Source organism: Xanthomonas bonasiae, from assembly GCF_014836395.1.
GTDB lineage: Bacteria > Pseudomonadota > Gammaproteobacteria > Xanthomonadales > Xanthomonadaceae > Xanthomonas_A > Xanthomonas_A bonasiae.
Window position 1 is genome coordinate 280,381 of sequence record NZ_JACSQX010000008.1, and the last position, 26,092, is coordinate 306,472.

The 26,092-nt window shown below is 66.1% G+C and carries 14 protein-coding genes, 1 pseudogene and 2 CRISPR repeat arrays; of the genes and pseudogenes, 10 read left to right on the forward strand and 5 right to left on the reverse strand.

Annotated features, from left to right (window positions below; all coding sequences use genetic code 11):
• Nucleotides 1–102 precede the first annotated feature (102 nt).
• The 6 genes from cas1f (at nucleotide 103) to cas6f (ending at nucleotide 8,605) form a co-directional block, all read left to right on the forward strand.
• The gene (cas1f, locus tag H9658_RS15205; protein ID WP_191825960.1) at nucleotides 103–1,089 is read left to right on the forward strand and encodes a type I-F CRISPR-associated endonuclease Cas1f; all 987 of its coding nucleotides are present in this window, start codon (nucleotides 103–105) and stop codon (nucleotides 1,087–1,089) included.
• Nucleotides 1,086–4,514: a type I-F CRISPR-associated helicase Cas3f gene (gene cas3f / locus H9658_RS15210; RefSeq protein ID WP_191825961.1), complete on the forward strand. Its 3,429-nt coding sequence runs from the start codon at nucleotides 1,086–1,088 to the stop codon at nucleotides 4,512–4,514. The genes cas1f and cas3f overlap by 4 nt, the downstream gene beginning before the upstream one ends.
• 87 nt (nucleotides 4,515–4,601) lie before the next feature.
• Entirely contained in the window at nucleotides 4,602–5,957 is a 1,356-nt protein-coding gene (gene csy1 / locus H9658_RS15215) for a type I-F CRISPR-associated protein Csy1 (protein WP_191825962.1), read from the forward strand.
• Nucleotides 5,954–6,952 (forward strand): type I-F CRISPR-associated protein Csy2, encoded by a 999-nt coding sequence (csy2, locus tag H9658_RS15220; RefSeq protein WP_191825963.1) that lies wholly within the window; start codon nucleotides 5,954–5,956, stop codon nucleotides 6,950–6,952. The genes csy1 and csy2 overlap by 4 nt, the downstream gene beginning before the upstream one ends.
• Before the next feature lie 27 nt (nucleotides 6,953–6,979).
• Nucleotides 6,980–8,029, forward strand: a complete 1,050-nt coding sequence (gene csy3, locus H9658_RS15225; protein ID WP_191825964.1) for a type I-F CRISPR-associated protein Csy3 — start codon at nucleotides 6,980–6,982, stop codon at nucleotides 8,027–8,029.
• A 9-nt stretch (nucleotides 8,030–8,038) separates the two neighbouring features.
• Complete coding sequence (cas6f, locus tag H9658_RS15230; protein ID WP_191825965.1) at nucleotides 8,039–8,605, forward strand: type I-F CRISPR-associated endoribonuclease Cas6/Csy4; 567 nt, start codon at nucleotides 8,039–8,041, stop codon at nucleotides 8,603–8,605.
• 130 nt (nucleotides 8,606–8,735) lie between these two features.
• A CRISPR array of direct repeats spans nucleotides 8,736–11,585; the repeat unit is 28 nt; unit sequence GTTCACTGCCGCATAGGCAGCTCAGAAA.
• Nucleotides 11,586–11,679: 94 nt separating this feature from the next.
• Nucleotides 11,680–13,568: a CRISPR direct-repeat array (repeat unit 28 nt; unit sequence GTTCACTGCCGCATAGGCAGCTCAGAAA).
• A 70-nt stretch (nucleotides 13,569–13,638) separates the two neighbouring features.
• On the opposite strand, the gene H9658_RS15235 is transcribed toward cas6f, so the two are convergent.
• A complete protein-coding gene (locus H9658_RS15235) occupies nucleotides 13,639–14,271 on the reverse strand; it encodes a TetR/AcrR family transcriptional regulator (protein WP_191825966.1) in 633 nt (210 codons plus the stop codon).
• Nucleotides 14,272–14,411: 140 nt separating this feature from the next.
• Between H9658_RS15235 and H9658_RS15240 the strand changes: the two genes are divergently transcribed.
• On the forward strand, nucleotides 14,412–15,449 hold the full coding sequence (locus H9658_RS15240; protein WP_191825991.1) for an MBL fold metallo-hydrolase: 1,038 nt from the start codon (nucleotides 14,412–14,414) through the stop codon (nucleotides 15,447–15,449).
• A 111-nt stretch (nucleotides 15,450–15,560) separates the two neighbouring features.
• Here H9658_RS15240 and lepB read toward each other — a convergent pair whose 3' ends face one another.
• The 4 genes and pseudogenes from lepB to H9658_RS22995 form a co-directional block, all read right to left on the reverse strand.
• The gene (gene lepB, locus H9658_RS15245) at nucleotides 15,561–16,190 is read right to left on the reverse strand and encodes a signal peptidase I (RefSeq protein ID WP_191825967.1); all 630 of its coding nucleotides are present in this window, start codon (nucleotides 16,188–16,190) and stop codon (nucleotides 15,561–15,563) included.
• Nucleotides 16,191–16,614: 424 nt separating this feature from the next.
• On the reverse strand, nucleotides 16,615–18,771 hold the full coding sequence (dcp, locus tag H9658_RS15250; protein ID WP_179571096.1) for a peptidyl-dipeptidase Dcp: 2,157 nt from the start codon (nucleotides 18,769–18,771) through the stop codon (nucleotides 16,615–16,617).
• A 295-nt stretch (nucleotides 18,772–19,066) separates the two neighbouring features.
• Complete coding sequence (locus tag H9658_RS22990) at nucleotides 19,067–20,032, reverse strand: isoaspartyl peptidase/L-asparaginase family protein (protein WP_225210014.1); 966 nt, start codon at nucleotides 20,030–20,032, stop codon at nucleotides 19,067–19,069.
• Between the two features lie 216 nt (nucleotides 20,033–20,248).
• Nucleotides 20,249–21,013: pseudogene (locus tag H9658_RS22995) on the reverse strand (cyanophycinase); the annotation flags it as partial.
• Nucleotides 21,014–21,156: 143 nt separating this feature from the next.
• Here H9658_RS22995 and H9658_RS15260 point away from each other — a divergent pair.
• The 3 genes from H9658_RS15260 (at nucleotide 21,157) to H9658_RS15270 (ending at nucleotide 25,954) form a co-directional block, all read left to right on the forward strand.
• The gene (locus tag H9658_RS15260) at nucleotides 21,157–21,729 is read left to right on the forward strand and encodes an RNA polymerase sigma factor (RefSeq protein WP_191825969.1); all 573 of its coding nucleotides are present in this window, start codon (nucleotides 21,157–21,159) and stop codon (nucleotides 21,727–21,729) included.
• Nucleotides 21,710–22,795 carry a FecR family protein gene (locus H9658_RS15265; RefSeq protein ID WP_191825970.1) on the forward strand — a complete coding sequence of 362 codons (1,086 nt, stop codon included), beginning with the start codon at nucleotides 21,710–21,712 and terminating at the stop codon, nucleotides 22,793–22,795. Before H9658_RS15260 ends, H9658_RS15265 begins: the two co-directional genes overlap by 20 nt.
• Before the next feature lie 117 nt (nucleotides 22,796–22,912).
• Entirely contained in the window at nucleotides 22,913–25,954 is a 3,042-nt protein-coding gene (locus H9658_RS15270; protein ID WP_225209997.1) for a TonB-dependent receptor, read from the forward strand.
• Nucleotides 25,955–26,092 lie beyond the last annotated feature (138 nt).

Here is a 26,092-nt window from a genome sequence, read left to right on the forward strand (position 1 = left end):
CGCCTTGACCAGGAGAACGGGGCAACTTGGGTCTAATATCCGGTGCTGAACGGGCTGCAGATCCGATGCGTAGGCAATGGTTGCCGGCCCCACGGAGCGTACATGGACGAACTGGCGGCCTCGGATCTGAAAACGATCCTGCATTCCAAGCGGGCGAATCTCTACTACCTCCAGCATTGCCGTGTACTGGTCAACGGCGGGCGTGTCGAGTATGTAACCGACGCGGGAAAGCGTTCGCTGTACTGGAACATTCCGATCGCGAACACCACTACCGTGTTGCTCGGAACAGGCACGTCGATTACGCAGGCCGCGATGCGCGAGCTGGCCAAGGCAGGTGTGTTGGTCGGCTTCTGCGGCGGCGGCGGTACGCCCCTGTTCACGGCGAATGAAATGGACGTCGAGGTCGCCTGGTTCTCTCCCCAGAGCGAATACCGCCCCACCGAATATCTACAGGCATGGGTCAGGTTCTGGTTCGATGACGACCTACGCCTGTGCGCAGCCAAGGCATTCCAGCAAGCGCGTGCCCAGCGCATCGGCGAGCAATGGCTGCTGCGTCCACTCAAGGACGCCGGTTTCATCCCTGCAGCGTCGCGCCTGCAAGAGCTGCTGGCCAGAAGTTCCAAGAACATCGAACTGGCGCAGGACAACACGGCGCTTCTGACCGAAGAAGCACGCCTGACCAAAGCATTATTTAAGCTGGCGGTGGACACCGTCGGCTACGGGGATTTCACCCGTGCCAAGCGCGGCACTGGCAATGATCCGGCCAACCGTTTTCTCGATCACGGCAACTATCTCGCCTATGGACTCGGGGCGACTGCGACGTGGGTGCTGGGACTCCCGCATGGGCTGGCGGTCCTGCACGGAAAAACCCGGCGCGGCGGACTGGTGTTCGATGTCGCCGACCTGGTCAAGGATGCCAGCATCCTGCCGCAGGCGTTCCTGTCGGCCATGCGCGGCGACGACGAACAATCGTTTCGACAGAATTGCGTCGAAGCGCTGGCCCGCAGCCAGTCGCTGGATTTCATGATCGATACGCTCAAGGAGGTGGCGCTGGCGACGGCCTTGCTGAAGCGCGATGGTGCAGCATGAACATCCTGCTGGTATCCCAGTGCGACAAGCGCGCACTGACCGAGAGCCGACGCATCCTCGACCAGTTCGCCGAGCGCCGCGGCGACCGCACCTGGCAAACGCCGATCACCCAGGCCGGCCTGGATACCCTGCGCAAGCTCCTGCGCCGTACCGCACGCAAGAACACCGCCGTCGCCTGCCATTGGATCCGCGGCCTGGACCGCAGCGAACTCTTGTGGATCGTCGGAGACGCTGGCCGCTTCAATGCCCAGGGTGCAGTGCCGACAAGCACCACCACGCGCAACATACTGCGGCGCGGCGACGAAAATGACTGGCATCGTGCCGAAGACATCCGGCTGCTGGCGCAACTGGCCGCACTGCTGCACGACCTGGGCAAGGCCAGTGTTGCATTCCAGGCGCGGCTGCGCGGGCAACTGCTTGAACGCAATCTTTATCGCCACGAATGGGTGTCGCTACGGATGTTCCAGGCCTTCGTCGGACAGGACGACGATGCGGGCTGGCTGCGCCGCCTGTCCGATCAGGACGACAGCGACATGCTCAGCTGGACAGCACATGGACGTTATCGCCGCGATGGTCTGGATACCGAGCCCGGGCGTCCGTTCCAACAACTGCCGCCGCTCGCTGCGGCCATAGCCTGGCTGGTGTTGACGCATCATCGGCTGCCGTTGATACCCGTCGCCAATGAAGAAGGCACTCAGGGTTGGCTCGGGCGCCGCGCGCGCACCTTCAATCCCGTGTGGCTGGAGGCGCCGCTGTCGCTTGTCGGGCACGACTGGAACGAAGTGCGCCAGCCCGCCGAGCGCACCAGGATCGAGCCGTACTGGAAACCTGCGGGACCGTTGCCGATTACCACGGCAGCGTGGCGTGCACAGGCAGCACGCCTGGCAAAGCGCCTGGCTGAACTGCGCGGGCGCTGCGACGACGACTGGCTGGGCAATCCCTACGTGATGCACCTAGCGCGGCTCAGCCTGATGCTGGCCGATCATGCCTACTCCAGGCTGGGACTGGACAAGAGCGACCAGCCTGTCCCCGAACGCCGGCCGCATCTGAAGACAGGTGCATGGCTGATGGCCAATACCACCCGCAACCAGGCCGGCACCACGGTACCCAACCAGTCCTTGGTCGAACACCTGCTCGGCGTGGCCCATACCACCGGCCTGATTGCCCACGCCCTGCCCGGGTTCGAGCGCTACCTGCCGCGGCTGGCCCAACACCGTGGCCTGCGCAAGCGCAGTGCCGATCCCCGCTTCGCCTGGCAGGACAAGGCAGCCGACGCGGCGACAGTGCTGCGCGAAGCGGCACGCGAGCAAGGCGCGTTCATCGTCAATATGGCGTCCACCGGCTGCGGCAAGACCCTGGGCAACGCACGCATCCTGTATGCATTAGCCGATCCGCAACACGGCATGCGCGCGACCTACGCGCTCGGATTGCGCTCGCTGACCCTGCAGACCGGCCGCAGCTACCGGACCGACCTCCACTTGAGCGAAGACGAACTGGCCATTCGCGTAGGCGGCTCCGCCAGCCAGGCGCTGTTCGACTACTACCAGCAGAAAGCCGAATCCCATGGATCGGCCTCGGTGCAGTCGCTGCTGGAGGAGGACAGCCACGTTCTGTACGACGGCGCGCCTGCCAACCACCCGTTGCTGTCGCGTGCACTGCTCGATCCGGAGATACGCAAGCTGCTGTCCGCACCGATGCTGGTCTGCACCGTGGACCACATGGTTCCTGCCACCGAGTCGCTGCGCGCCGGACGCCAGATCGCGCCGATGCTGCGGCTGATGAGCGCCGACCTGATCCTCGACGAACTGGACGACTACGACCTGGACGACCTGCCCGCCCTGACCAGGCTTGTGCACTGGGCCGGAATGCTGGGCACACGTGTGCTGCTGTCCTCGGCAACGCTGCCGCCGGCGTTGCTCGAAGGAATGTATGCGGCCTATCGCGCTGGGCGCGTGCACTACCAACGCAACCGCGGCGCCGATGGCGGCAACGCGAATGCATTGGTGGAGGTGCCATGCCTATGGGCCGACGAATTCGGTGTACAGACGGCCGCCTGTCCCAATGCGACCTCCTTCGCGCACCAGCACCTGCAATTCGTTGGCCGACGTGCCACGCGGCTACAGAAGGCCGAGCCGCTGCGGCGGGGCGCGCTCCTGCCGCTGCAGCTTCAGGCACGCCAGCGCGAGCAGATCCATGCCGAATTCGCCGAACATGTCCGTACTGCCTGCCTGGACCTGCACGCCGCGCACGCGCAAGCCGATCCGGTCAGCGGCAAGCGCGTCAGCTTCGGCCTGGTGCGCATGGCCAACATCGATCCGTTGTTCGACGTGGCACAGGCTTTGTTCCGGCTCGGCGCCCCGGAAGGCACGCGCATCCATCTATGCGTCTACCACGCGCGCTTCCCATTGCTGCAGCGCTCGGCGATCGAGCAGCAGCTCGACGCCGCGTTCGATCGTCGCCGCGACGGCGGCCTGGCGGTCTATCACCTGCCCGCGATCCGCGCCTCGCTGGACGCCAATCCCCAACAGCAGCAGTTGTTCATCGCGCTCGCCAGCCCGGTCTGCGAAGTCGGCCGCGACTGGGATGCGGACTGGGCAGTAGCAGAACCGTCGTCGATGCGCTCGCTGATCCAGCTCGCCGGGCGCGTGCAGCGCCATCGCGGCACGCCGGGTACTGCACCGAACGTGCTGATCTTCGACACCAATCTCCAGCATTTCTTCAAGGCCAAAGGACCTGACGACCAGCCTGCCGCCATTTTCGTCCGACCGGGTTTCGAGCAGTCAGGCCAATCCGCCGATCATCGCTTCCGTCTTGTCGCACACCGGCTCGGCAAGTTGTTGCGGGCGGACGAGTACCAGAAGCTCAACGCGTTGCCGCGTATCCAGTCCGCGCCACAGGCCGACTGGCAGCCCAAGCAACGCATGGTCGATTTGGAACACGCGCGCGTAGCCGACTGCATGCTACCCAAGCCACGCACCACCACGTCCGAATCGCACCGCGGCGCCGCGACGTTTCCCCTCGATGCCGCGTGCGCCTGGCAATACCCGCAAGCCGCACTGAGCGGCGTGTTGTCGCAGCAACAACCGTTCCGCGATGACCCACTGCCCTCCGTCACCCTGGTCCTGCTACCCGACGATGAAGAGGAACAGCTTGTCCTGCACCACATCGAGGAAAGCAACGTCCACCGCAGCGAGACGCTCTATATCGCTGTCGAGCGCAGCCAGCGCCATGACGTACCGCTCGACCCCGGTCCGCGTATCGCACCGTGGGGCGAGTTCGACCTGATGGCCTTGCTCGCCGAGCAGGCCGAGCACCTCGACCTCTCCCTGCAACACTGCGCCGAACGGCTTGCGACGGTGGAGGTTCCCGAGAGCAAGCAAGGATGGAGGTTCCACCCATGGCTAGGATTCGCCAAGCACAAGTAAATATCCACTAGAAGAGCACAAACAGCAGTAGTACCGACCGACAGGACTTCGGATCAATGGAACACGATCTTAGGGGAAAAGAAGGAAATGAAAGAACTGACCGATAGAGGTAGAACTTTCCGCACAGCCATCGCCACATTCATCGACACGCGGCGCGAGGCCAAGCTGAAGAGCAAGGAGGACGGGGCCGACACGGCATCCAAATATGAGTACGCCACCTGGCTGGCCGATGCGGCGCGGCGAGTCGGGCAGATCCAGGCGGTGACCCATGTGCTCAAGGCCACGCACCCCGATGCGCGCGGCAGCAGCCTGCACGTCTCGCCCGACGCACTGCCACGACACAGCGAGATCGGCAGCCATGTACTCGGCGAAGACTATGCCGAGGACGTGGTCGGCAACGCCGCAGCGCTGGACGTGTTCAAGTTTCTCAAGCTGGAAATCGAGGGCCGGCGCCTGCTCGACTGGATGCAGACCGGCGACGGCGATCTGTGCGAAGCGCTGAACGCCGATGCCGCAGTGGCGACCGGATGGATGCGTGCGTTCGGAAGCCTGGTCCGCAGCGACCCGCAGCCCAGTTCGCACGAGGCAGCCAAGCAGGTCTACTGGCTAGCCGGCGAGGAGCCGGCCGACGACACCCAGTACCACCTGCTGCAGCCGTTGTTCTCCAGCAGCCTGGCGCATGCCGTGCATGCCGAGATCCGGGAGACGCGCTTCGGCGAAGCCAACAAGGTGGCGCGACAGGCCTATCGCGACAAGCAACCGTTCGACGGCGTCTATCGCGACTACCGTAACCTCGTCGCACGCAAGATGGGCGGCACCAAGCCGCAGAACATCAGCCAGCTCAACAGCGATCGCGGCGGCGTGAACTACCTGCTGGCCTCGCTACCGCCGCGCTGGACGCAAGAGCGTCCGCGCAGCCTGCTTAACTTGGATTCGGCACTGGAGCGCTTCGCCTGGTTCGAGGGAGTGCGGCAACTGATCAAGACGCTGGGCGACTTCCTATTGACGAATCCCCCCCAGAACGATGCCACCAGGAAAACGCGAGAAGCGATCGAGCAAGCACTGGGCCTGCAACTGGCTTATTTCGCCAGCACCATCCACGCCCGCTTCGACCCGGGCTGGACGCGCGATCCAAACTGCCAATTGCCGTTGTGCGAGCGGTTATGGCTAGACCCGGCGCGGATCGATCTGCAGGACCGCGAAGACCAGCAACATCCAGAATGGAAACAGGACGATAGCGACTTCAGGGCAGCCTACGAATTCGGCGACTGGCCCGACGAGGTCGCCGGGCGCTTCGCCAACTGGGTCAACGACCAGTTGCGCGAGGCGGGGGTCAGCGGCCTCGGCGACGACCAGTACCGGCATTGGGCCAAGCAGGCCATTGTCGATGCAGCATGGCCGGTGCCGCTACAGCGGCGCGCGCCAGCGGGAGGTGAGGCATGAGCGTCTGTCCGGCATTCGATCATCTGCTGGTGTTGCCACGCCTGCGGATACAAAACGCAAACGCCGTTTCCAGCCCGCTCACACACGGCTTTCCGTCGATGACCGCCTTTCTGGGCCTGATGTGGGCGCTGGAACGCAAGACACGGGCGGCCGGACTGGACATCGCCTTCCATGCGGTCGGCGTGGTCTGCCACGACCACCAGGAGCAGGTCACCGAGAGCGGCTTCGTCAAGGCGTTCCGGCTCACCCGCAACCCGGTGGGCAAGGACGGCGGGACCGCCGCCATTGTCGAGGAAGGCCGCATTCATCTGGAGCTGAGTTTGATGTTCGCGGTCCACAGCGAACGCTGGGTACGTGATCCGGCCACCCAGGCCGCGGACCTCGCCACCGTTGTCAACCTCCTGGCAGGCATGCGCGTGGCCGGAGGTAGCGTGCTGCCACCGCTGCAAGTCGGCCGCCATCGCCAACAGCCGCAAGCGATCGCTCTGACCGGCAGCGAGGACGACCAACACGCAGTCTTCCGCAAACTGCGCCTGCGCCTGCTACCCGGCTTCGCGCTAGTGGCCCGCGACGACCTGCTCGATACGCGATTGGCCGAGCTTCAGGCGCACGCACCCGACAGCACCCGGCTGGACGCATGGCTGTCGCTGGCACGCATCAACTGGCGATACACGCAGGACACGGATGGCGGTAAAAGCGAATGGCGCAACGACCGCACCGGCCGCGGCTGGATCGTGCCGATCCCTGTGGGCTACGGCGCGCTCGGCGAACTGCACGCTCCCGGCAGCGTCGCCAACGCACGCGACGCCAGCACGCGGTTCCGCTTCGTCGAGAGCCTGTACTCGGCCGGCGAATGGCTCAGCCCGCACCGGCTGCACTCCCCGCAACAACTTCTCTGGTACGCCGACAGTCAGCCCGATGCCGGGCTGTATCGCTGCCGCAACGACTACCGTCCCGCGACCCATGCCGGCACGCCGGACTACGACTTCAATTGATCGCCCATCACGACAAGGAATTCCATCATGGCCAACGACACCCTCAAGACTGCTTCCGTCCTCGCCTTCGAGCGCAAGCTCGATCCTTCCGACGCGCTGTTCTTCGCCGGCAGCTGGAACGGACGCAACGATGCCGGCAACTGGCAGCCGGTGAAGATCCGCGAGAAGTCCGTGCGCGGCACCATCTCCAACCGGCTCAAGGACAAGAGCAAAGAACAGACCGACCCGGCCAAGCTCGATGCCGCCATACAGAGCCCCAACCTGCAGACAGTGGACGTGGCCGCGCTGCCGCTGGATGCCGATACACTGAAAGTGCAGTTCACCCTGCGGGTACTGGGTGGTGCCGGCGAGCCTTCTGCCTGTAACGACGCCGACTACCGCAAGAAGCTCCGCGCCATCATCGACGGCTATGCGCAGCAGCACGGCTTCGGCGAATTGGCCCGGCGCTACGCCGCCAACCTGGCCAATGGCCGTTTCCTGTGGCGCAACCGGATCGGCGCCGAGCAGGTCGAAGTACAGGTGCTCCACCTGCGTGACGGCAGCGCCGCCGCGCAATGGAGCTTCCAGGCACACGACCACGCGCTGCGCACCCTGACCCCACCGGCCGCCGAAACCAACGACCTGCAGACGCTGGCCGAATTGATCGCCGCAGGACTGGCCGGCCGCTCGCACGTGCTGCTGCAAGTCACGGCCTTCGTTCGCCTCGGCGCAGGCCAGGAGGTGTTCCCGTCGCAGGAGCTGATCCTGGACAAGGCCACAAGCAAGAAGAGCAAAACCCTCTACGCTGTCGGCGAGGGCGACAAGGCGGTGGCCGCCATTCATTCGCAGAAGATCGGCAATGCGCTGCGCACCATCGACACCTGGTACCCGGAGGCGGAGGAAAACGGCGCGATTGCGGTGGAACCTTACGGCTCGGTCACCACGCAAGGCAAGGCCTACCGTCAGCCGAAAGAGAAGCTGGACTTCTACAACCTGCTCGACGTCTGGGTGATCAAGGACAAGGTTCCGGACGTGGAACAACAGCATTTCGTCATCGCCACGCTGATCCGTGGCGGCGTATTCGGCGACGCAGGTTGAGGTGGCACGATGCAGCACTATCTCGATCTGCACCTCAGGCCCGACCCGGACATCGCACCCCATCACCTCATGGGAGCGTTGTACGCACGCCTGCACCGGGGTTTGGTTGAATTGGGTACTTCACACATAGGCGTCAGCTTCCCCGGCCACGACGACAAGGCACCGAGCCTGGGTTCGCATTTGCGCCTGCACGGCACGGAGTCTGCATTGCAGGGCCTGATGGCAACGTCCTGGCTCAAGGGCATGGGCGACCATCTGTCGATTCCCGGCATTGCCCTGGTGCCAGCCGAAACCTCGCACCGACAGGTGACGCGTGTCCAGGCCAAGAGCAGCCCTGCGCGCCTTCGACGCCGCGCCATGCGTCGGCATGGATGGGATGCCGACACCGCGACCGAGCGACTCCCCGATGCGGCGGCCGAGCGACTTCGGCTTCCCTTCATCACAATCGGTAGCCGAAGCACCGGCCAGGCGGCGTTTCCCTTGTTCATTCGGCATGGACCATTGCTGCAAGAAGCCAGGCAAGGCCCGTTCAACAGCTATGGCCTTAGCCATGAGGCAACGGTTCCCTGGTTCTGACCCTTTTTTTGCGCCCCAATAAAATATCAAAACAATCAAATACTTAGGCGCCATCTTCTCGGAAAGGGAGGATGGCTTTTTTGCGTTTGGTTTACTATAACTTTCAAACACTTGGATGAGATCTGGTCTTGTTCACTGCCGCATAGGCAGCTCAGAAAACCTGCATGCGCTGTGTGAGGGAACCACCGTTGTTCACTGCCGCATAGGCAGCTCAGAAAGGGTGACAACGACATGCGCGAATTGCTTTTGAGTTCACTGCCGCATAGGCAGCTCAGAAAGTTGGGCATAGAATTGTTATTAGACCCACCGGGTTCACTGCCGCATAGGCAGCTCAGAAAGAATCGGGATCTTGCAGCACTTCGTGCGGACCGTTCACTGCCGCATAGGCAGCTCAGAAAAACCTTGGCATGGATGAAGAGGCGTACTTGGCGTTCACTGCCGCATAGGCAGCTCAGAAAACAGAGGAACCAGTTGCTGAAGCACTCGATGTGTTCACTGCCGCATAGGCAGCTCAGAAATGGTGCCACGACCAGCAGTGCGATCGAGGCACGTTCACTGCCGCATAGGCAGCTCAGAAACTCCAGGCGGGCGCCCTTCGCGAACGCACCGCCGTTCACTGCCGCATAGGCAGCTCAGAAATTCGGCTATGCGGGGGAGAAGTACGCCATTGCGTTCACTGCCGCATAGGCAGCTCAGAAAGCGGTGGGCATGCCGAACTTCTCCAAGAAAATGTTCACTGCCGCATAGGCAGCTCAGAAAAGCCTGGAAGAGATCAACACGCTGGGGCAGCAGTTCACTGCCGCATAGGCAGCTCAGAAAATCACATCGGCCTGGCGGTCCCGGTGCGCCGCGTTCACTGCCGCATAGGCAGCTCAGAAAGAGAACATCCACCGGCACAGCAGCAGGCGCGGGTTCACTGCCGCATAGGCAGCTCAGAAAGCAGAGGCGGCACGGGTACTCAGTTTCTGATCGTTCACTGCCGCATAGGCAGCTCAGAAAAGCCGGCAGCGCAGGGCGTGGACCTGGTGACGGTTCACTGCCGCATAGGCAGCTCAGAAATTCCGGCGGTTACGCGCGACCGAACGTCGCTTGTTCACTGCCGCATAGGCAGCTCAGAAATTTCGCAAGCGTTCGCACAGTGGCAGAAACTTGTTCACTGCCGCATAGGCAGCTCAGAAAACCGACCAGTCGGCCAACGGGAGTGCCGAATTGTTCACTGCCGCATAGGCAGCTCAGAAATACAGCGACGGCCGCGGCAATCGCAGCCGCGTGTTCACTGCCGCATAGGCAGCTCAGAAAACGGCGGAGCACCCACACAACAAGCCGATCGCGTTCACTGCCGCATAGGCAGCTCAGAAAAGATCGGCAAGGCCCGCGGCTACAGCGTCGATGTTCACTGCCGCATAGGCAGCTCAGAAAATTGCCGCGATGCCGGGCAAGCTGCTGGGCGCGTTCACTGCCGCATAGGCAGCTCAGAAAAGGACCAGCCGGCCACCGAGCAGATCGCCAGCGTTCACTGCCGCATAGGCAGCTCAGAAATGGCCGCAGTCGCCGCATGGTGCTTCGGGCGGGTTCACTGCCGCATAGGCAGCTCAGAAAGTAATACTTGGCCCAGCATAGCAAGTGCTCCCGTTCACTGCCGCATAGGCAGCTCAGAAATACAAGTACCGCCCGGAGTTCGTGGAGAGCGAGTTCACTGCCGCATAGGCAGCTCAGAAAATGACGCTAGCGACCGACATCGCCTTGACGCCGTTCACTGCCGCATAGGCAGCTCAGAAAATGATGCGCACTCGCTTCAATTCCGATGTCTCGTTCACTGCCGCATAGGCAGCTCAGAAAGGACGACGAGGACATCGACGTGGAGGCGTTCAGTTCACTGCCGCATAGGCAGCTCAGAAAGACTACAAACCGTTCGCGCAGCGCCCCTACGGGTTCACTGCCGCATAGGCAGCTCAGAAAGATGGCAGCGGCGCCACGGCAAAGTTTACCTGGTTCACTGCCGCATAGGCAGCTCAGAAAAACGATGACCTTATCGTCAAGCACATGCCCACGTTCACTGCCGCATAGGCAGCTCAGAAAAAGATGATTGCTTGTCGTCAGGCGATCAGTAGGTTCACTGCCGCATAGGCAGCTCAGAAAAGCCCAAGGTTGAGACTTCCGCAGCTATCCTTGTTCACTGCCGCATAGGCAGCTCAGAAAGTGTCGCGGATCGGGAATTGGTGGATGACGGCGTTCACTGCCGCATAGGCAGCTCAGAAATACGAAAAGGCCAAGGCCGACTACGCATCTGAGTTCACTGCCGCATAGGCAGCTCAGAAACAGCACGTCGCCCTGCGTCATCAGCTTTTGGAGTTCACTGCCGCATAGGCAGCTCAGAAAATCCAGCTCCAGCGTCTCGCCAACTACGTACTGTTCACTGCCGCATAGGCAGCTCAGAAAGCCAACCGCCAGCGTGCCCGTGGCCGCCCCTGGTTCACTGCCGCATAGGCAGCTCAGAAAAGCACAGGGGCCTCGCCCCGCTCGACCGTGCCGTTCACTGCCGCATAGGCAGCTCAGAAATCGAAGCTCACCGGACCCAGCAATGGCTCCATGTTCACTGCCGCATAGGCAGCTCAGAAAATCACGCACATAGTTCACCTGGCGAATTTGTAGTTCACTGCCGCATAGGCAGCTCAGAAACTCATAAGTCGGAGCGACAGGCGGGACCGCATGTTCACTGCCGCATAGGCAGCTCAGAAAGCCAACATCTGTTGAGCCACGAACACATCAGCGTTCACTGCCGCATAGGCAGCTCAGAAAAGCCGTGGGAGCGCGAAGAGGGGCACGGTCCGGTTCACTGCCGCATAGGCAGCTCAGAAAGCCCAGCCGTTCAGGGTCTTGTTCACCCTCGTGTTCACTGCCGCATAGGCAGCTCAGAAACACTTGAAGGCGAACGCCTGCTTCCAGTTGTTGTTCACTGCCGCATAGGCAGCTCAGAAAATGAAGGGTTTGATGGTCTGCCGCGCGGCCATGTTCACTGCCGCATAGAGAGCAGCTCAGAAAGGATGGCGCGAGCAGAACGTGCTGCGTCTGGAGTTCACTGCCGCATAGGCAGCTCAGAAAAGGATCGCGCCGGCGCCTGCCTGGCGGTATCGGTTCACTGCCGCATAGGCAGCTCAGAAATGGTGCCTACTTCGCGCTAGAACGCGGTAGACGTTCACTGCCGCATAGGCAGCTCAGAAATGGACGAAGTGGCGATCTACACCACGGCGTTGGTTCACTGCCGCATAGGCAGCTCAGAAAACTCGGCGACGAGTTCAGGGGCGCCGCTACTTGTTCACTGCCGCATAGGCAGCTCAGAAAAGTCGCCATGGTGGCGCGTCCAGAATGCCTTCGTTCACTGCCGCATAGGCAGCTCAGAAAGTGTTGACGCTGACGTGCGAGCAGGTCTCCACGTTCACTGCCGCATAGGCAGCTCAGAAAGGCTGCAGGTCGAACAGGCGATCGCGCAATTCGTTCACTGCCGCATAGGCAGCTCAGAAACTTTCGCCCCCCATCAGCGGGCAGTCTGAACTGTTCACTGCCGCATAGGCAGCTCAGAAAACGCGCCACTTCGGGTCGTTGACGGTCCCGTGGTTCACTGCCGCATAGGCAGCTCAGAAAGGCGCGCGCGGCCGCGAGCCGGAGTTGGTCAAGTTCACTGCCGCATAGGCAGCTCAGAAAACCGAGCCGTGCCCCAGCTGCTTCTGCGCCTCGTTCACTGCCGCATAGGCAGCTCAGAAAGTAGCCGCGGTCGCGCGCGAAGTTCCAGATGTGTTCACTGCCGCATAGGCAGCTCAGAAACACTCGGTATGCCCGGCGTGGCGCGCGTCTTGGTTCACTGCCGCATAGGCAGCTCAGAAAAAGACGACATTGTGGGTGACCTGCATGTCAGAGTTCACTGCCGCATAGGCAGCTCAGAAATTGGCGCCGCGGCGATTGCGCACGTAGTGCTCGTTCACTGCCGCATAGGCAGCTCAGAAAACGCGGAGGAGGTTCACGACGTCGCCGTCCAGGTTCACTGCCGCATAGGCAGCTCAGAAACGTCCGTTGCGGTGCTAATGGACATATAGATAGTTCACTGCCGCATAGGCAGCTCAGAAAATGATGCGTACTCGCTTCAATTCCGATGTCTCGTTCACTGCCGCATAGGCAGCTCAGAAAGCGAGAACTGGGCGAAGCTGCCGCCGGAGCAGGTTCACTGCCGCATAGCCAGCTCAGAAACGAGCGCGGCGCACCACATCGTGCAGGGTGACGTTCACTGCCGCATAGGTAGCTCAGAAAATCTGCAGGAATGCGTCGACCGGACCCTAGGTGTTCACTGCCGCATAGGCAGCTCAGAAAGCGGTGACCCGAACGCCCGGGGCGATGTCGACGTTCACTGCCGCATAGGCAGCTCAGAAAGACCTGCAGTTCCCCCTGGTCAAGCTCGGCACGTTCACTGCCGCATAGGCAGCTCAGAAAACCGTGGTGGGCTTGGGCAGGGAGCATCGCCAGGTTCACTTCCGCATAGGCAGCTCAGAAATGTTCCGGCGCGATCTGACCGGCGCACTGCATGTTCACTGCCGCATAGGCAGCTCAGAAATCAACAGGGAGCGACTTCCGGGCCGCGACCCAGTTCACTGCCGCATAGGCAGCTCAGAAACTCGCATCGCAGCCCCTGAACGAACTATCCGGGTTCACTGCCGCATAGGCAGCTCAGAAATGCTGCAGGCGCTGCGTGGCGTCGATGATGGAGTTCACTGCCGCATAGGCAGCTCAGAAAGTCAGCCCGACGCCTGGCGTCGTGGACGTGTAGTTCACTGCCGCATAGGCAGCTCAGAAAGAGGCCGATGCGCTGACCAGGGAACTCTTTGAGTTCACTGCCGCATAGGCAGCTCAGAAAAGTAGCGTGCGCTTGCGTGCCGATTGGATCGGGTTCACTGCCGCATAGGCAGCTCAGAAGGCGACATCAACACCGAGTCGAAGGGCAGCTACGCTCACTGCCAAGTAGGCAGCTCAGCATCCACCTACGCTCAGCCGAGCGCGTAATGCCGCAAGAACATGTCCGCCGCCGACTCCGCCACCTGCGCCTGCTGCGCGGCGCTCAATGCCGGCTGGCCCATGGCGATCTGCGGCCAGAACGCGAAACCCTTGACCAGGCCTTGCAGCTGCTGCGAGGCGAATTCCGGATCCAGCGGCTGCAGGCGGCCGTCGGCCAGGGCCGCGCGGATCCACACCGTGGTGCCCTCTTCCTTGCTGCCCAGTTGCGCGATCAGTTCGCGGGCGCGCTCGGGCGAGTGGATGCCCTGGGCGATGGCCACGCGCGACAGGTCGACGAAGGCCGGATCGTCGAGCAGCCGCAGCTTCTGCTGCAGCAGTTGCAGCAGTTGCTCGCGCAACGGCCGGTCGGCGCGATACGGCACGTCGAGCGTGTCCGCGCTGCGCTGCCACAGCCCGCGCAGGATCTCGGCGAACAAGGCGTCCTTGCTCGGGAAGTGGTTGTAGACGGTGCGCTTGGACACGCCGGCGCTGGCGGCGACGCGGTCCATGCTGGTGGCGTCGAAGCCCTGGCTGCGGAACTCGGCGATCGCCGCCTCCAGGATGGCCTGGCGCTTGCGCTCGGTCAGGCGCACCGGGGCCGGCGCGGGGGCGGAGGAACTGGACATGTGGACATTTTACACCGGGCGGTTTACTTTTCTCCAAAGGAAACTACACTGTGTAGTGTAATTTTCTTGCCGGCACCCGTCCCAGGGCCGCCCGTCCCCCATCCCGTTGGAATGCCACCGTGCTCGCCTCCGCCCGCCAGATGCCCCGCAGTTCGTCGCCCCATGCGGCTTCGCCGCAGTTCCGCCATGGGCGCTTCCGCAATACGGTTCCCACCGCGACCAGCGCATTGGGGTTTTTCCCGACGCTGCGGCTGATGTGGGAGTTCCTGTTCAACAAACCGGCGCACACCGTGCCGTCGCTACCGCTGCCGGTGCTGCCGCTGACCCGCGCGCAGTTGCTGGCCGCGCCGGACCACAGCCTGTTCCGGCTCGGCCACTCCACGGTGCTGATGAAGCTGCGCGGCGGCTTCTGGCTGACCGACCCGGTGTTCTCCGAGCGCGCCTCGCCGTTCTCCTTCGCCGGCCCCAAGCGCTTCCATGCGCCGCCGATCGCACTGGACGATCTGCCGCCGATCGCCGGGGTGATCCTGTCGCACGACCACTACGACCATCTGGACCGCGCCACCATCGCCCGCCTGGCCGACCGCGTCGGCGTGTTCGTGACGCCGCTGGGCGTGGGCGATCTGCTGCTGCGCTGGGGCGTGGACCCGGCCAAGGTGCGGCAGCTGGACTGGTGGCAATCGACCACGGTGGACGGGGTGACGCTGACCGCGACGCCGTCGCAGCATTTCTCCGGGCGCGGACTGTTCGACAGCGGCCGCTCGCTGTGGTGCTCGTGGGCGATCCAGGACCACGCGCTGAAGATCTTCTTCAGCGGCGACAGCGGCTACTTCGACGGCTTCAAGGCGATCGGCCAGCGGCTCGGTCCGTTCGACCTGACCTTGATGGAAACCGGCGCCTACGACCCGCAGTGGCCGCACGTGCACATGCAGCCGGAGCAGAGCCTGCAGGCGCACCTGGACGTGCGCGGGCGCACGCTGCTGCCGATCCACAACGGCACCTTCGACCTGGCCCTGCATGCCTGGCACGAACCGTTCGAGCGCATCGTCGCGTTGGCCGTCGCGGCCGGCGTGCCGCTGGCGACGCCGCGCATGGGCGAGCGGGTGGACCTGAGCGCGCCGGCCGCCGGCGACCGCTGGTGGCGCACGCTGGGCGCGGTTCCCGCGGCGGCGCGCTGAGGCGCTGAAGCAGCAACGTTGCAATGCCGGCGCGGTCCGCGACCTGCGCCGGCATCCCCTTCGGAGACCGCGCGCCGGTCGCATGACGCGACCGACACGCAGGCATGGCGCTTACAAGCGCAACCACTCCAGGCCTTCGCCGCGGCGGTAGTACACCGCCAGCGCCTTGCCGTAGACGCTGTCGGCGTCGACGAAACCGAAGTAGCGGCCGTCCAGGCTGTCGCCGCGATGGTCGCCGACCGCCAGCAGCTTGCCGGGCGGCACGCGCACGTCGTACAGGTCCGGGCCGCCGCCGGCATCCAGGTCCAGCTGCGCGATGCGCTCGCCGAACCGTTCCTTGTCGCCATCGCTGCCGATCTGCAGCGGCTGGCCGTTGATCGACAGGTGGCCGCCGCGCATGTCGACGCGATCGCCGGCCACCGCCACCACACGCTTGATCAGGCGGGTACCGTCGCGCGGCGAATCGAACACCGCCACGTCGCCGCGCTGCGGATGGCCGCGCTCGAGCACACGCCATTCGGTGAACGGCACGCGCAGGCCGTAGGCGCTCATGTCCACGGCGACGCGGTCGCCGGGTTGCAGGGTCGGCTGCATCGAGCCGCTCGGGACCACGTAATGGTTGGCGAACGAGGAACGCGCGGCGGTCAGCAACAGCAGCATGACCGCGATCGGCAGCAGTTCCTTGCGCGTCCAGCGCGCGGCGCGGTGCAGGCGGGAGTCTTGCGGGTCGGTCGAGGTCATGCGACACCTGTGGGATTCGGGCGGGAGCGCATCGCGGCGCGATGCCATGGCGACAGTGCGCGCGTGGCCGCATGGCCTGCCAGTGACGGAAGGCATGGGTGGCGGTTCCGGCGCCGCGAGTCGGGCGCGGAGGGGTTCTGTCGGGGCTGAAGCCCCTCCTGCAGTGCACCCAGCAGGCAATCGCATGCTCTCCCTGTAAGAGCGGCTCCGGGGGCCTCGGACCATCGGTCGCGGCACGGCGCCGGTGGGCGGTCGGCTTGGGAAACCATGACGCTCGAAACGCGCTTGCTCGCGGTTGCGGATGAGGTCGGGGCTGAAGCCCCTCCTACAGGGTCGCCGCCACCGTTTCGCATCCGCCGCAACGAAGAACGGGATGGCCGTTGGGCCATCCCGTTCTCGATCACCGCGTGCGGCGAGACGCGACTCAGTCCTTCAGGCCGCGGTTTTCCAGCAGCGGTTCGACGCTGGGATCCTTGCCGCGGAAATCGCGGTACAGGGTGGCCAGGTCGACGGTGTTGCCGCGCGAGAGGATCTTGGCGCGGAAGATGTCGCCGTTCTTGCGCGACAGGCCGCCGTTCTCCTTGAACCATTCGAACGCGTCGTCGTCGAGCACTTCCGACCAGAAGTAGGCGTAGTAGCCGGCCGAATAGCCGCCGCCCCAGATGTGGTCGAAATAGGTGGTGCGGTAGCGCGGCGGCACTTCGGCCACGTCCACCTTGAACTTCTTCAGCGCGTCGGCTTCGAACTTGTCCACGTCCTGCAGCGGCGCGTCGGCCGGCTGGGTGTGCCAGGCCAGGTCGAGCAGCGCCGCCGACAGGTACTCGGTGGTCGCATAGCCCTGGTTGAAGGTGCGCGCCTTCTTGATCTTCTCCACCAGCTCGGCCGGCATCGCTTCGCCGGTCTGGTAATGCTTGGCGTAGTGCGCGAACACCTTCGGATCCGAGGCCCAGTGCTCGTTGAACTGCGACGGGAACTCGACGAAGTCGCGCGAGGTCGCGGTGCCGGCGATCGACGGGTACTTCACCTTGGAGAACATGCCGTGCAGCGCGTGGCCGAACTCGTGGAACATGGTGGTGACGTCGTCGAAGCTGAGCAGCGCCGGCTGGCCGGGCGCGGGCTTGGTGAAGTTGCAGACGTTGTACACCACCGGCTTGGCGCCGGTGAGGCCGTCCTGCTCGACGAACACGTCCATCCACGCGCCGCCGGACTTGCTGTCGCGCTTGTAGTAGTCGGTGTAGAACAGCGCCATCGAGGTGCCGTCCTGGTCGAACACTTCGTACACCTTCATGTCCGGGTTGTAGGTCGGAATGTCGGTGCGTTCCTTGAAGGTGATGCCGTACAGCTCGGTGGCGGCGTAGAACACGCCGTTCTTGAGCACGTTGTCCAGCTCGAAGTACGGCTTGATCTGCGATTCGTCCAGGTCGTACTTGGCCTTGCGCACCTGCTCGGCGTAGAAGTCCCAGTCGGACGCGGCGAGCTTGAAGCCGCCCTTCTGCGCATCGATCACCTTCTGCATCTCGGCGATCTCGCTGCGCGCCTTGGCGGTGGCCGCCGGCACGGTGTCGGTGAGCAGCTTCAGCGCCGCGGCCGGGGTCTTGGCCATCTGGTCGCCCAGGCTGTAGGCGGCGTAGCTGTCGAAGCCGAGCAGCTTGGCCTTCTGCGCGCGCAGCTGGGCCAGGCGCTGGATGGTCTGGCGGGTGTCGTTGGCGTCGCCCTTCTCGGCGCGCGACTGCGAGGCGGCCATCACCTGGGTGCGCAGCTCGCGGTCCTTCAGCGAGGCCAGCACCGGCTGCTGGGTGGTGTTCTGCAGCGCGAGCAAATACTTGCCGTCGAGCTTGCGCGCCGCGGCGTCCTGCGCGGCCGAGGCGATGTCGCCCTCGGACAGGCCGTCGAGCTTGGCCTTGTCGTCCACCACCACCGCACCGGCGGCGGTGGCCGCGACCAGCTTGGTGTGGAACTGGGTGGCCAGCGTGGTTTCCTCGACGTTGAGCTTGCGCAGCGTCGCCTTGTCGGCATCGGACAGCTGCGCGCCGGAACGCACGAATTCCTCGTAGTCGCGCTCGACCAGGCGCTTCTGCTCCGGCTCCAGGTTCAGCGTGTCGCGCTGGTCGTAGATCGCCTTGATCCGCGCGAACAGCTTCGGGTCCAGGCTGATCTCGTCCTGGTGCTCGGCCAGCTTCGGCGCCACCGCTTCCTGGATCTTCTGGCGTTCGTCGTTGGTGTCGGCCTGGACCAGGCCGAAGAAGATCCGCTGGACCCGGCTCAGGGTCTGGCCGCTGCGCTCCATCGCCTCGATGGTGTTGGCGAAGGTGGCCGGCTCGGCGTTGTCGGCGATCTTGCGGATCTCGGCCAGGTGCTGCTTCATGCCCTCTTCGAACGCGGGCAGGTAGTCGGCGTCCTTGATCTTGTCGAACGGCGGCGCCTGGAACGGCAGCGTGCTGGCGCTCAACAGCGGATTGGCGGCGGCGGGAGCGGGGGACTGCGAAGCGGCGGGGGCGGCGGGCACGGGGGTGGACTCCTTACCGGAACAGGCTGCCAGCGCCAGGCTGATGGCGGCGGCCAGAACGACAGTACGCGACATGGGGTGGAACTCCTGACAGGGACATGGTGGCGGGGCAGCCGCGCACGCTACGCGGTTTGCGCGGGGCGGGCATGTGCCATTGGATCTGGGGGTGGGCCGGCGGATCAGGTTGGCGATGGCGGCAGGAGCGGCCTGGGTTGAAGGCTCGGCGCGTCGCGACTGAAGTCGCTCCCACAGTGGGCTTGGCCGACATGGCAGCAACGGCGAGGCTCCTTGTGGGAGCGACTTCAGTCGCGACGGGGCTTGCCCGGGAGACATGGTCCGGCTGGCGATCGCCAGCCGGCCGGCACATCGACTACAGCGTCCCAGGCAGCGGCAGCGCCTCGTCCTTGAAGATGGCCACGTGCGGCACGCCGTCGGCGCCGATCCAGCCGCGGTACATGCCCTCGGTGTTGAACGGGAAGGCGACGCTGCCGTCGGCGCCCAGCGCGATCGCGCCGCCGTCGCCGCCGGCCTTGGGGATCTGCTGGTCGATCACCGCCTCGGCCGCCTGCGCCAGGCTCTGCCCGGCGTACTTGACCCGCGCGCAGATGTCGTAGGCCGCCACCGCGCGGATGTAGAACTCGCCCCAGCCGGTGCCGGACACCGCGCAGCGGCTGTCGGCGTAGGTGCCGGCGCCGATGATCGGCGAGTCGCCGACGCGGCCGTAGCGCTTGTTGGTCATGCCGCCGGTGGAGGTGCCCGCGGCCAGCCGGCCCTGCGTGTCCAGCGCCAGCGCGCCGACTGTGCCGAAGTGCTTGGCGGTCTCCAGGTCGGCGTGCGCCTGCTTGTTCGCCTCTTCCTTCAGTGCCTGCTGCAGCTGCTTCCAGCGCTTCTCGGTGCGGAAGTAGGACGGATCGACCAGGGTCACCCCGTGCTGGCGCGCGAATGCCTCGGCGCCGTCGCCGACCAGCATCACGTGCTCGGACTGGTCCATCACCGCGCGCGCCAGCTGGATCGGGTTCTTCACCCGGTGCACCCCGGCCACCGCGCCGGCCTTGCCGCTGGCGCCGTCCATGATCGCCGCGTCCAGTTCGTTGCGGCCGTCGTGGGTGAACACCGCGCCCTTGCCGGCGTTGAACTGCGGCGAATCCTCCAGCACCGCGATCGCCGCGGCGACCGCGTCCACCGCCGGCTTGCCCTGCGCCAGCAGCGCCTGCCCGGTGCGCAGGGCCGTTTCCATCGCCGCACGCGCCTGCGCCAGGTCGGCGGCGCTGCTGCTGGCGCGCTCGACCCCGGCGCCGCCGTGGATCACCAGGGTGGTGGCGGGAATCTCGCGCATTTGCCCATCGCGCACCGCGTAGTAGCGGTGGAACACCGGCGCATCGACCCGGCCGTCGGGCAGGTGCAGGGTGGAACCGGGGCCGACGCCGACCGTCTCGATGCGTGCCGCCTGCAGCGGCTGTCCGGCCGGCGTGGCCGGCTGCAGCGGGCCGGCGACCACGGTGGCGCCGGCCTGCGGATCGGTGGCATAGACCCGCGCGCTGCCGTCGCCCTCCACCGCCAACGCCGCGCTCTCGTCCACGCCCAGGCCGATCAGCGGCTGCCCGGCCGGGGCCAGCGTCGCCGCCTTGGCGCGGAACGCGAACAGCCGGCCGAGCCGGTCGCGTTCCTTGAAGTGGGTGTCGGTGATGACGCGCTTGAGCAGGTCCAGGTGCAGGAAGTCGGTCTCGATGGTGGTGGCCGGCCCCAACGGATCGGCCAGCGCCGGCGCGCTGGTCAGGCTGCCGCCGTCCATCGCCCCGTACAGGTACTCGCCCAGCATCGCCAGGCCGGCGCTGGTGCCGCCGAGCGGCTTGCCGGCTCGCACGTGCGCGTCCAGCGCGGCGGCCACCGGCGTGCCCTTCCAGTAGCGCACGTAGCGCGACTGGTCGCCGCCGGCGATGAAGATGCCGTCGGCGCGGGCCAGGCTGCGCAGCAGCGCCGGATCGCTGGAGGCGCCGCGGCCGCTGAACACGAAGGTCTCCACCGAGGCCACGCCGCCGACGTCGCGGTAGAACTCCTCGGCCACTTCGTTGCCTTGCGAGGCGCGCAGCACCACCACGTGGCCGTGCCCGGCCTTGGCCATGAACCAGCGCAGCGCGTCGTAGTTGCGGTCGCCGCCGCCCATCAGCAGCAGCCCCGGCGCGACCGGGCCGGGCGTGGGCAGGGCCGGATCGCCGATCAGGTACTGGCGGTAATCGCGCGCGGCGGCGGGCGCGGCCAGGTACAGGCCCAGCAATGCCACCAGCCAGGGCCGGAACGTGCCGACGGAACGGGTCATGCGGATCTCCTCGAGGGGCGGACGGGCGGTTCGTTGCAGACAGGGGACGAACGGCGGCGCGGTTTCCCCCCTCGTCGTTGTACCGGTTCGCGGCGGCGCGCGGGCGCTGCCACACGGGCGGACGATCGGCTAATGTGGGATGCATGCCCGCCTCCCTCGACGATTGGTTCGTCCACGAGATCCTCGTCCACGAGCAGGCGCTGAGCGGCTACCTGCGGCGCTGCTGGCCGCAGCGCGAGGAATGGCACGACCTGCGCCAGGAAATCTACGTGCGCGTCTACGAGGCCGCCGGCAAGGCGCGGCCGAGCCTGCCCAAGTCGTTCCTGTTCGCCACCGCGCGGCACCTGATGAGCGACCGGCGGCGGCGCAGCCGGGTGGTGTCGATCGAGGCAGTGGGTGATTTGGAGTCGCTGCACGTCCTGGTAGACGAGCTGTCGCCGGAACGCTGGTGCGGCGGGCGGCAGGTACTGGGACGGCTGGCGGCCGCCTTCGACCGCCTGCCCGACCGCTGCCGCAGCGTGATCTGGCTGCGGCGGGTCGAGGAACTGTCGCAAAAGGAGGTAGCCATGCGTCTGGGCATCAGCGAGAAGACCGTGGAAAAGCACGTGGCCAAGGGCATGCGCCTGCTGGCCGATCATTTTCATGGCGACGACGGCGCGCGCGCGCCCGCGGCGCCGCGGCAGGCACGGGCACAGGATGGACGGCAGGCGGATTGAGCTGCGCGCCGCGGCCTGGCTGGCGCGCTGCGACCGCGGCGATTGGACGCCGCAGCAGCAGGCGCGGCTGGAGGCGTGGCTGGCCGCGGCCACGGCGCACCGGGTGGCGTTCCTGCGCCTGCGCGCGGCGTGGCAGGAAAGCGGGCGGCTGCAGGCGCTGGGTGCGGGCCAGCGCGACGGCCACATTCCGCCACGCGGCAGCTGGCGGGGATTGGCGGGTGGAGACGCCTTGGCGAACGCCACCGAAGCGAACGACGGCGCCGCGGCAGCGGTCGCACCCGGTACGCCGGCCGACCTCGGTCAGTTGCGCTTCGCGCCGCGCGCACCCGCGCGCGCGCGCCGGCGCTGGCCGCTGGCGCTGGCCGCGACGCTGCTGCTCGGCGCGGTGCTGGGCCTGGCCTGGCGCCAATCCGCGGCGCTGCAGCCGGTCGCCTACGCCAGCGCCACCGGCAGCCTGCGCCCACTGGCATTGGCCGACGGCTCGCACGCGACGCTGAGCAGCGACAGCCGCATCGACGTGGCGCTGTCGCGTGCGCAGCGGCATATCGACCTGCAGCGCGGCGAGGCGTTCTTCGAGGTGAGCAAGGATCCGGCGCGGCCGTTCGTGGTCGCCAGCGGCGCGCGCCGGGTGATCGCGGTGGGCACGCGCTTCGCGGTGCGCCGCGATGCCGACGCGCTGCGCGTGGTGGTCACCGAGGGCACGGTGCGGCTGGAGTCGGCGGCGAATCCGCAGGCGCCGCCGACCCTGCTGCCGGCCGGCAGCATCGCCCTGGCCGGCCCGCACGGAGTGCTGGTGCGCCGGGTCGCACTGGCCGAGGCCGAACGCGCGCTGGACTGGCGCAACGGCTACCTGACCTTCGACGACACCCCGCTGCAGGCGGCCGTGGCCGAGTTCAACCGCTACAACACGGTCAAGCTGCAGGTGGCCGACGCCAGTGCCGGCGCGCTGCGCGTCGGCGGCAACTTCCGCTGGTCCAATACCGACGCGTTCGTGCGCCTGCTCGAGCAGGGCTTCCCGATCCGCGCCGAGCGCCGCGGCGACCAGGTGCTGTTGCACAGCCGCTGAGCGCGGCCGCGCGCGGCGGTGCGACGCGACGGGGGGATTTGCGTAACTCGTTCGTCATGACTAGCGGGGGCGTGGCCCTGCGCCTGGTTTAGGGGAGAAAACTCGATGCGATATCCGATGCGTGTCCTGCTGCTGAGCATGGCCTGTGCGACCGCCTGCGCGGCGCAGGCGCAAGCGGCCGCCGACGGCCAAGCCGCGGCCAGCCAGGTGAACATTCCCGCCGGCCCGCTGCGCGCGGCGCTGGAGGCGCTGGCGCGGCAATCCGGCGCGCAGCTGATCTACCGCGCCGACCAGCTCGACGGCGCACGCAGCGCCGGCGCGCACGGCCAGCTGGACACCGCGCAGGCGCTGCAACGCGTGCTGCACGGCAGCGGCTTCGTCGCCCAGCGCGATGCCTCCGGCGCCTGGCTGGTGCGCCGCCAGGAGCCGGCCCCGGCAGCGCCGCGCGCGCAACCGGTGCGCGCCACGCTGCCCGCCGCCGCGCCCGCCGAACCGGTCGCCGAACTGCAGACGCTGCAGGTCACCGGTTCGCGCATTCCGCGCGCGCAACTGGAAGGGCCGGCGCCGATCAGCGTGATCAGCGCCGAACAGATCAAGGCCAACGGCTTCACCTCGGTCCCGGACGTGCTGCGCGCGATGACCCAGAACGGCGGCGAGACGCAGAGCCCGCAGTCGGCCAGCGGCGCCGACTTCTCGCCCGGCGCGCAGCAGGTGGACCTGCGCGGGCTCGGCCCCAACCACACCCTGGTGCTGGTCAACGGCCGCCGCATCGCCGACTTCCCGATGCCGTTCAAGGGCCGCAGCAACTTCACCGATATCTCCAACATCCCGCTGGGCATGATCGACCGCATCGAGATCCTGACCGGCAGCGCCTCGGCGATCTACGGCTCGGACGCGATCTCCGGCGTGGTCAACTTCATCCTCAAGAAGCAGGCCGACGGCACCACCCTGGACTACCGCTTCGGCGACACCAGCGGCGGCGGTGGCGACAGTTTCAACCTGAGCATCAGCAGCGGCTTCTCGCGCGGCGCGTTCGATGCGGTGTTCGGCGCCGAAGCGGTGACCCAGAATCCGCTGTGGGCCTACCAGCGCAGCCGCCAGGACAGCACCCTGGACGGCCCCACCGTGCGTTCGCAGGTGCCGCGCCGCACCTTCCTGCGCACCGACTACGACGACAACTATCTCGATCCCGGCGCGGCCACCTGCGAGGCGGTGTCCGGCCTCAACCGCGGCAGCACCGGCTACGCCTCGCGCCCGGGCTACGGCGAGTTCTGCGGCAGCAGCGCGTCGATCGGCTACGGCACCATCGGCAACAAGCGCCGCGGCATCAACGCCTACGCCTCGCTGAGCTACGCCTTCGACGGCGGCACCGAGTGGTTCGCCGACCTGCAACTCGGCTACCACGAGCTGTCGCTGTTCCGCGACGTGACCCAGTGGGGCTACATGGCCGCGGACGGCAACGAGGAAGGCTATTTCTACAACCAGGCCACCGACCAGATCGAGGCCTGGGGCCGCCAGTTCAGTCCCGAGGAAATGGGCGGGCTCAACGCCGGCACCATCCGCACCCGGCAAAAGACCTTCAGCCTGACCACCGGCTTCAAGGGCAAGCTGGCCAGCGACTGGGACTACGAGGCCAGCCTCAGCCATTCGCAGTACCAGGCCACGATCAGCTGGCCGCAGATCGTCGCCGAGCGTGCCAACGCGTTGTTCCTCGGCGAGCAGTTGGGCGTGGACGAAGACTCCGACCTGCCGATCTTCAATGCCGACCCGCAGCGCCTGTACACGCCGCTGACCCGCACCGAATACGACAGCATCGCCCAGCGCAGCGTGTACCAACCGCGCTCGCGCACCGACACCGCCGCCTTCACCGTGACCAATCCCAGCCTGTTCGCGCTGCCCGGCGGCGACGCCGGGCTGTCGGCCACCGCCGAGTTCGGCAACCAGGGCTACGACCTGCGTCCGGATCCGCTGGCCACCCAGTACTACTACTACAGCTGGAAGGATTCCGACGGCCACGGCAGCCGCAACCGCTGGGCGCTGGCCAGCGAGCTGCGCCTGCCGGTGCTGTCGACGCTGGCGCTGAGCCTGGCCGGACGCTACGACCAGTACCGCTTCTCCGGCCGCACCCTGGGCAAGTTCACCTACAGCGGCGGGCTGGAATGGCGGCCGCTGGACACGCTGCTGCTGCGCAGCTCCTACGGCACCGCGTTCCGCGCGCCGGACCTGCACTACATCTACGCCGGCGCCGGCAACGACGAGACCTCCGGCGTGGACTACTACCGCTGCGCCAGCGAAGAACCCGGCGTGGCGATCGAGGACTGCAGCTACAACGACGAGGCGATCATCCGCGGCCGCAGCGGCAACCGCAAACTGGACCCGGAAACCAGCACCTCGTGGACCGCCGGCTTCGTCTGGTCGCCGCGACCGGAGCTGGACGTGTCGGTGGACTACTTCGACATCGACATGCGCAACCAGGTGCAGGACCTGCGCGTGGACCAGGTGCTGCGCGACGAATCCGAGTGCCGGCTGGGCAACCTGGATGCGGCCTCGACCACCTGCCAGCAGGCGCTGGCGCGGGTCACCCGCAGCGCCGACGGCGACCTGTACGGGGTCTACGTCAACCCGATCAACATCGCCCGCGAAAGCACCAGCGGCATCGACCTCAGCACCCACTACCGGCTGGACACCGGGATCGGCACGTTCCGCTTCAGCGGCAGCTACACCTGGGTGCGCCGCCACGACATCCAGGTCTACGCCGGCGAAGCGATGGTGGACGAGTTCGCGGTCAACAGCGGCTACGACATCCCGCGCAGCAAGGCCAGCGCCAGCGTGTCGTGGGAACGCAAGGCGTGGTCAGCGACGCTGCACGGCGAGCGCCTGGGGCGCCTGCCCAGTTCCGATTCCTACGACCAGGTCTACGACCCGGACAGCGGCGACAGCCCGTGGATCGGCGCCACCTACCGCTACAACGCCTCGGTGCAGTACCGCATCGGCGACCACGCGCAGCTGTCGCTGGCGGTGACCAACCTGTTCGACAAGATGCCGCCGCGCGACCGCACCTACACGTCGTATCCGTACTACGACGTGTCCTGGTTCGACACCGTGGGCCGCAGCCTGTACCTGCAGTACACGCACAAGTTCGGCGGCAGCGCGCTGTAGCGGCGCCGCCGCCGGCACCGCGGCCAGGGCGTTTTTCGACCCTTTGCAGGTCGCGGCGACCTTGTGGGAGCGACTTCAGGGCACCTCGAACAACCGGTCAGATCATCGCGATGGCCTCTCAGCATCCGGCGCCCCAGT

Bases quoted from the DNA above. Each gene is read 5' to 3' on its own strand.
- cas1f (WP_191825960.1), top strand. From the start codon at position 103: ATGGACGAACTGGCGGCCTCGGATCTGAAAACGATCCTGCATTCCAAG.
- cas3f (WP_191825961.1), top strand. From the start codon at position 1,086: ATGAACATCCTGCTGGTATCCCAGTGCGACAAGCGCGCACTGACCGAG.
- csy1 (WP_191825962.1), top strand. From the start codon at position 4,602: ATGAAAGAACTGACCGATAGAGGTAGAACTTTCCGCACAGCCATCGCC.
- csy2 (WP_191825963.1), top strand. From the start codon at position 5,954: ATGAGCGTCTGTCCGGCATTCGATCATCTGCTGGTGTTGCCACGCCTG.
- csy3 (WP_191825964.1), top strand. From the start codon at position 6,980: ATGGCCAACGACACCCTCAAGACTGCTTCCGTCCTCGCCTTCGAGCGC.
- cas6f (WP_191825965.1), top strand. From the start codon at position 8,039: ATGCAGCACTATCTCGATCTGCACCTCAGGCCCGACCCGGACATCGCA.
- H9658_RS15235 (WP_191825966.1), bottom strand. From the start codon at position 14,271: ATGTCCAGTTCCTCCGCCCCCGCGCCGGCCCCGGTGCGCCTGACCGAG.
- H9658_RS15240 (WP_191825991.1), top strand. From the start codon at position 14,412: ATGCCCCGCAGTTCGTCGCCCCATGCGGCTTCGCCGCAGTTCCGCCAT.
- lepB (WP_191825967.1), bottom strand. From the start codon at position 16,190: ATGACCTCGACCGACCCGCAAGACTCCCGCCTGCACCGCGCCGCGCGC.
- dcp (WP_179571096.1), bottom strand. From the start codon at position 18,771: ATGTCGCGTACTGTCGTTCTGGCCGCCGCCATCAGCCTGGCGCTGGCA.
- H9658_RS22990 (WP_225210014.1), bottom strand. From the start codon at position 20,032: ATGCGCGAGATTCCCGCCACCACCCTGGTGATCCACGGCGGCGCCGGG.
- H9658_RS15260 (WP_191825969.1), top strand. From the start codon at position 21,157: ATGCCCGCCTCCCTCGACGATTGGTTCGTCCACGAGATCCTCGTCCAC.
- H9658_RS15265 (WP_191825970.1), top strand. From the start codon at position 21,710: ATGGACGGCAGGCGGATTGAGCTGCGCGCCGCGGCCTGGCTGGCGCGC.
- H9658_RS15270 (WP_225209997.1), top strand. From the start codon at position 22,913: ATGCGTGTCCTGCTGCTGAGCATGGCCTGTGCGACCGCCTGCGCGGCG.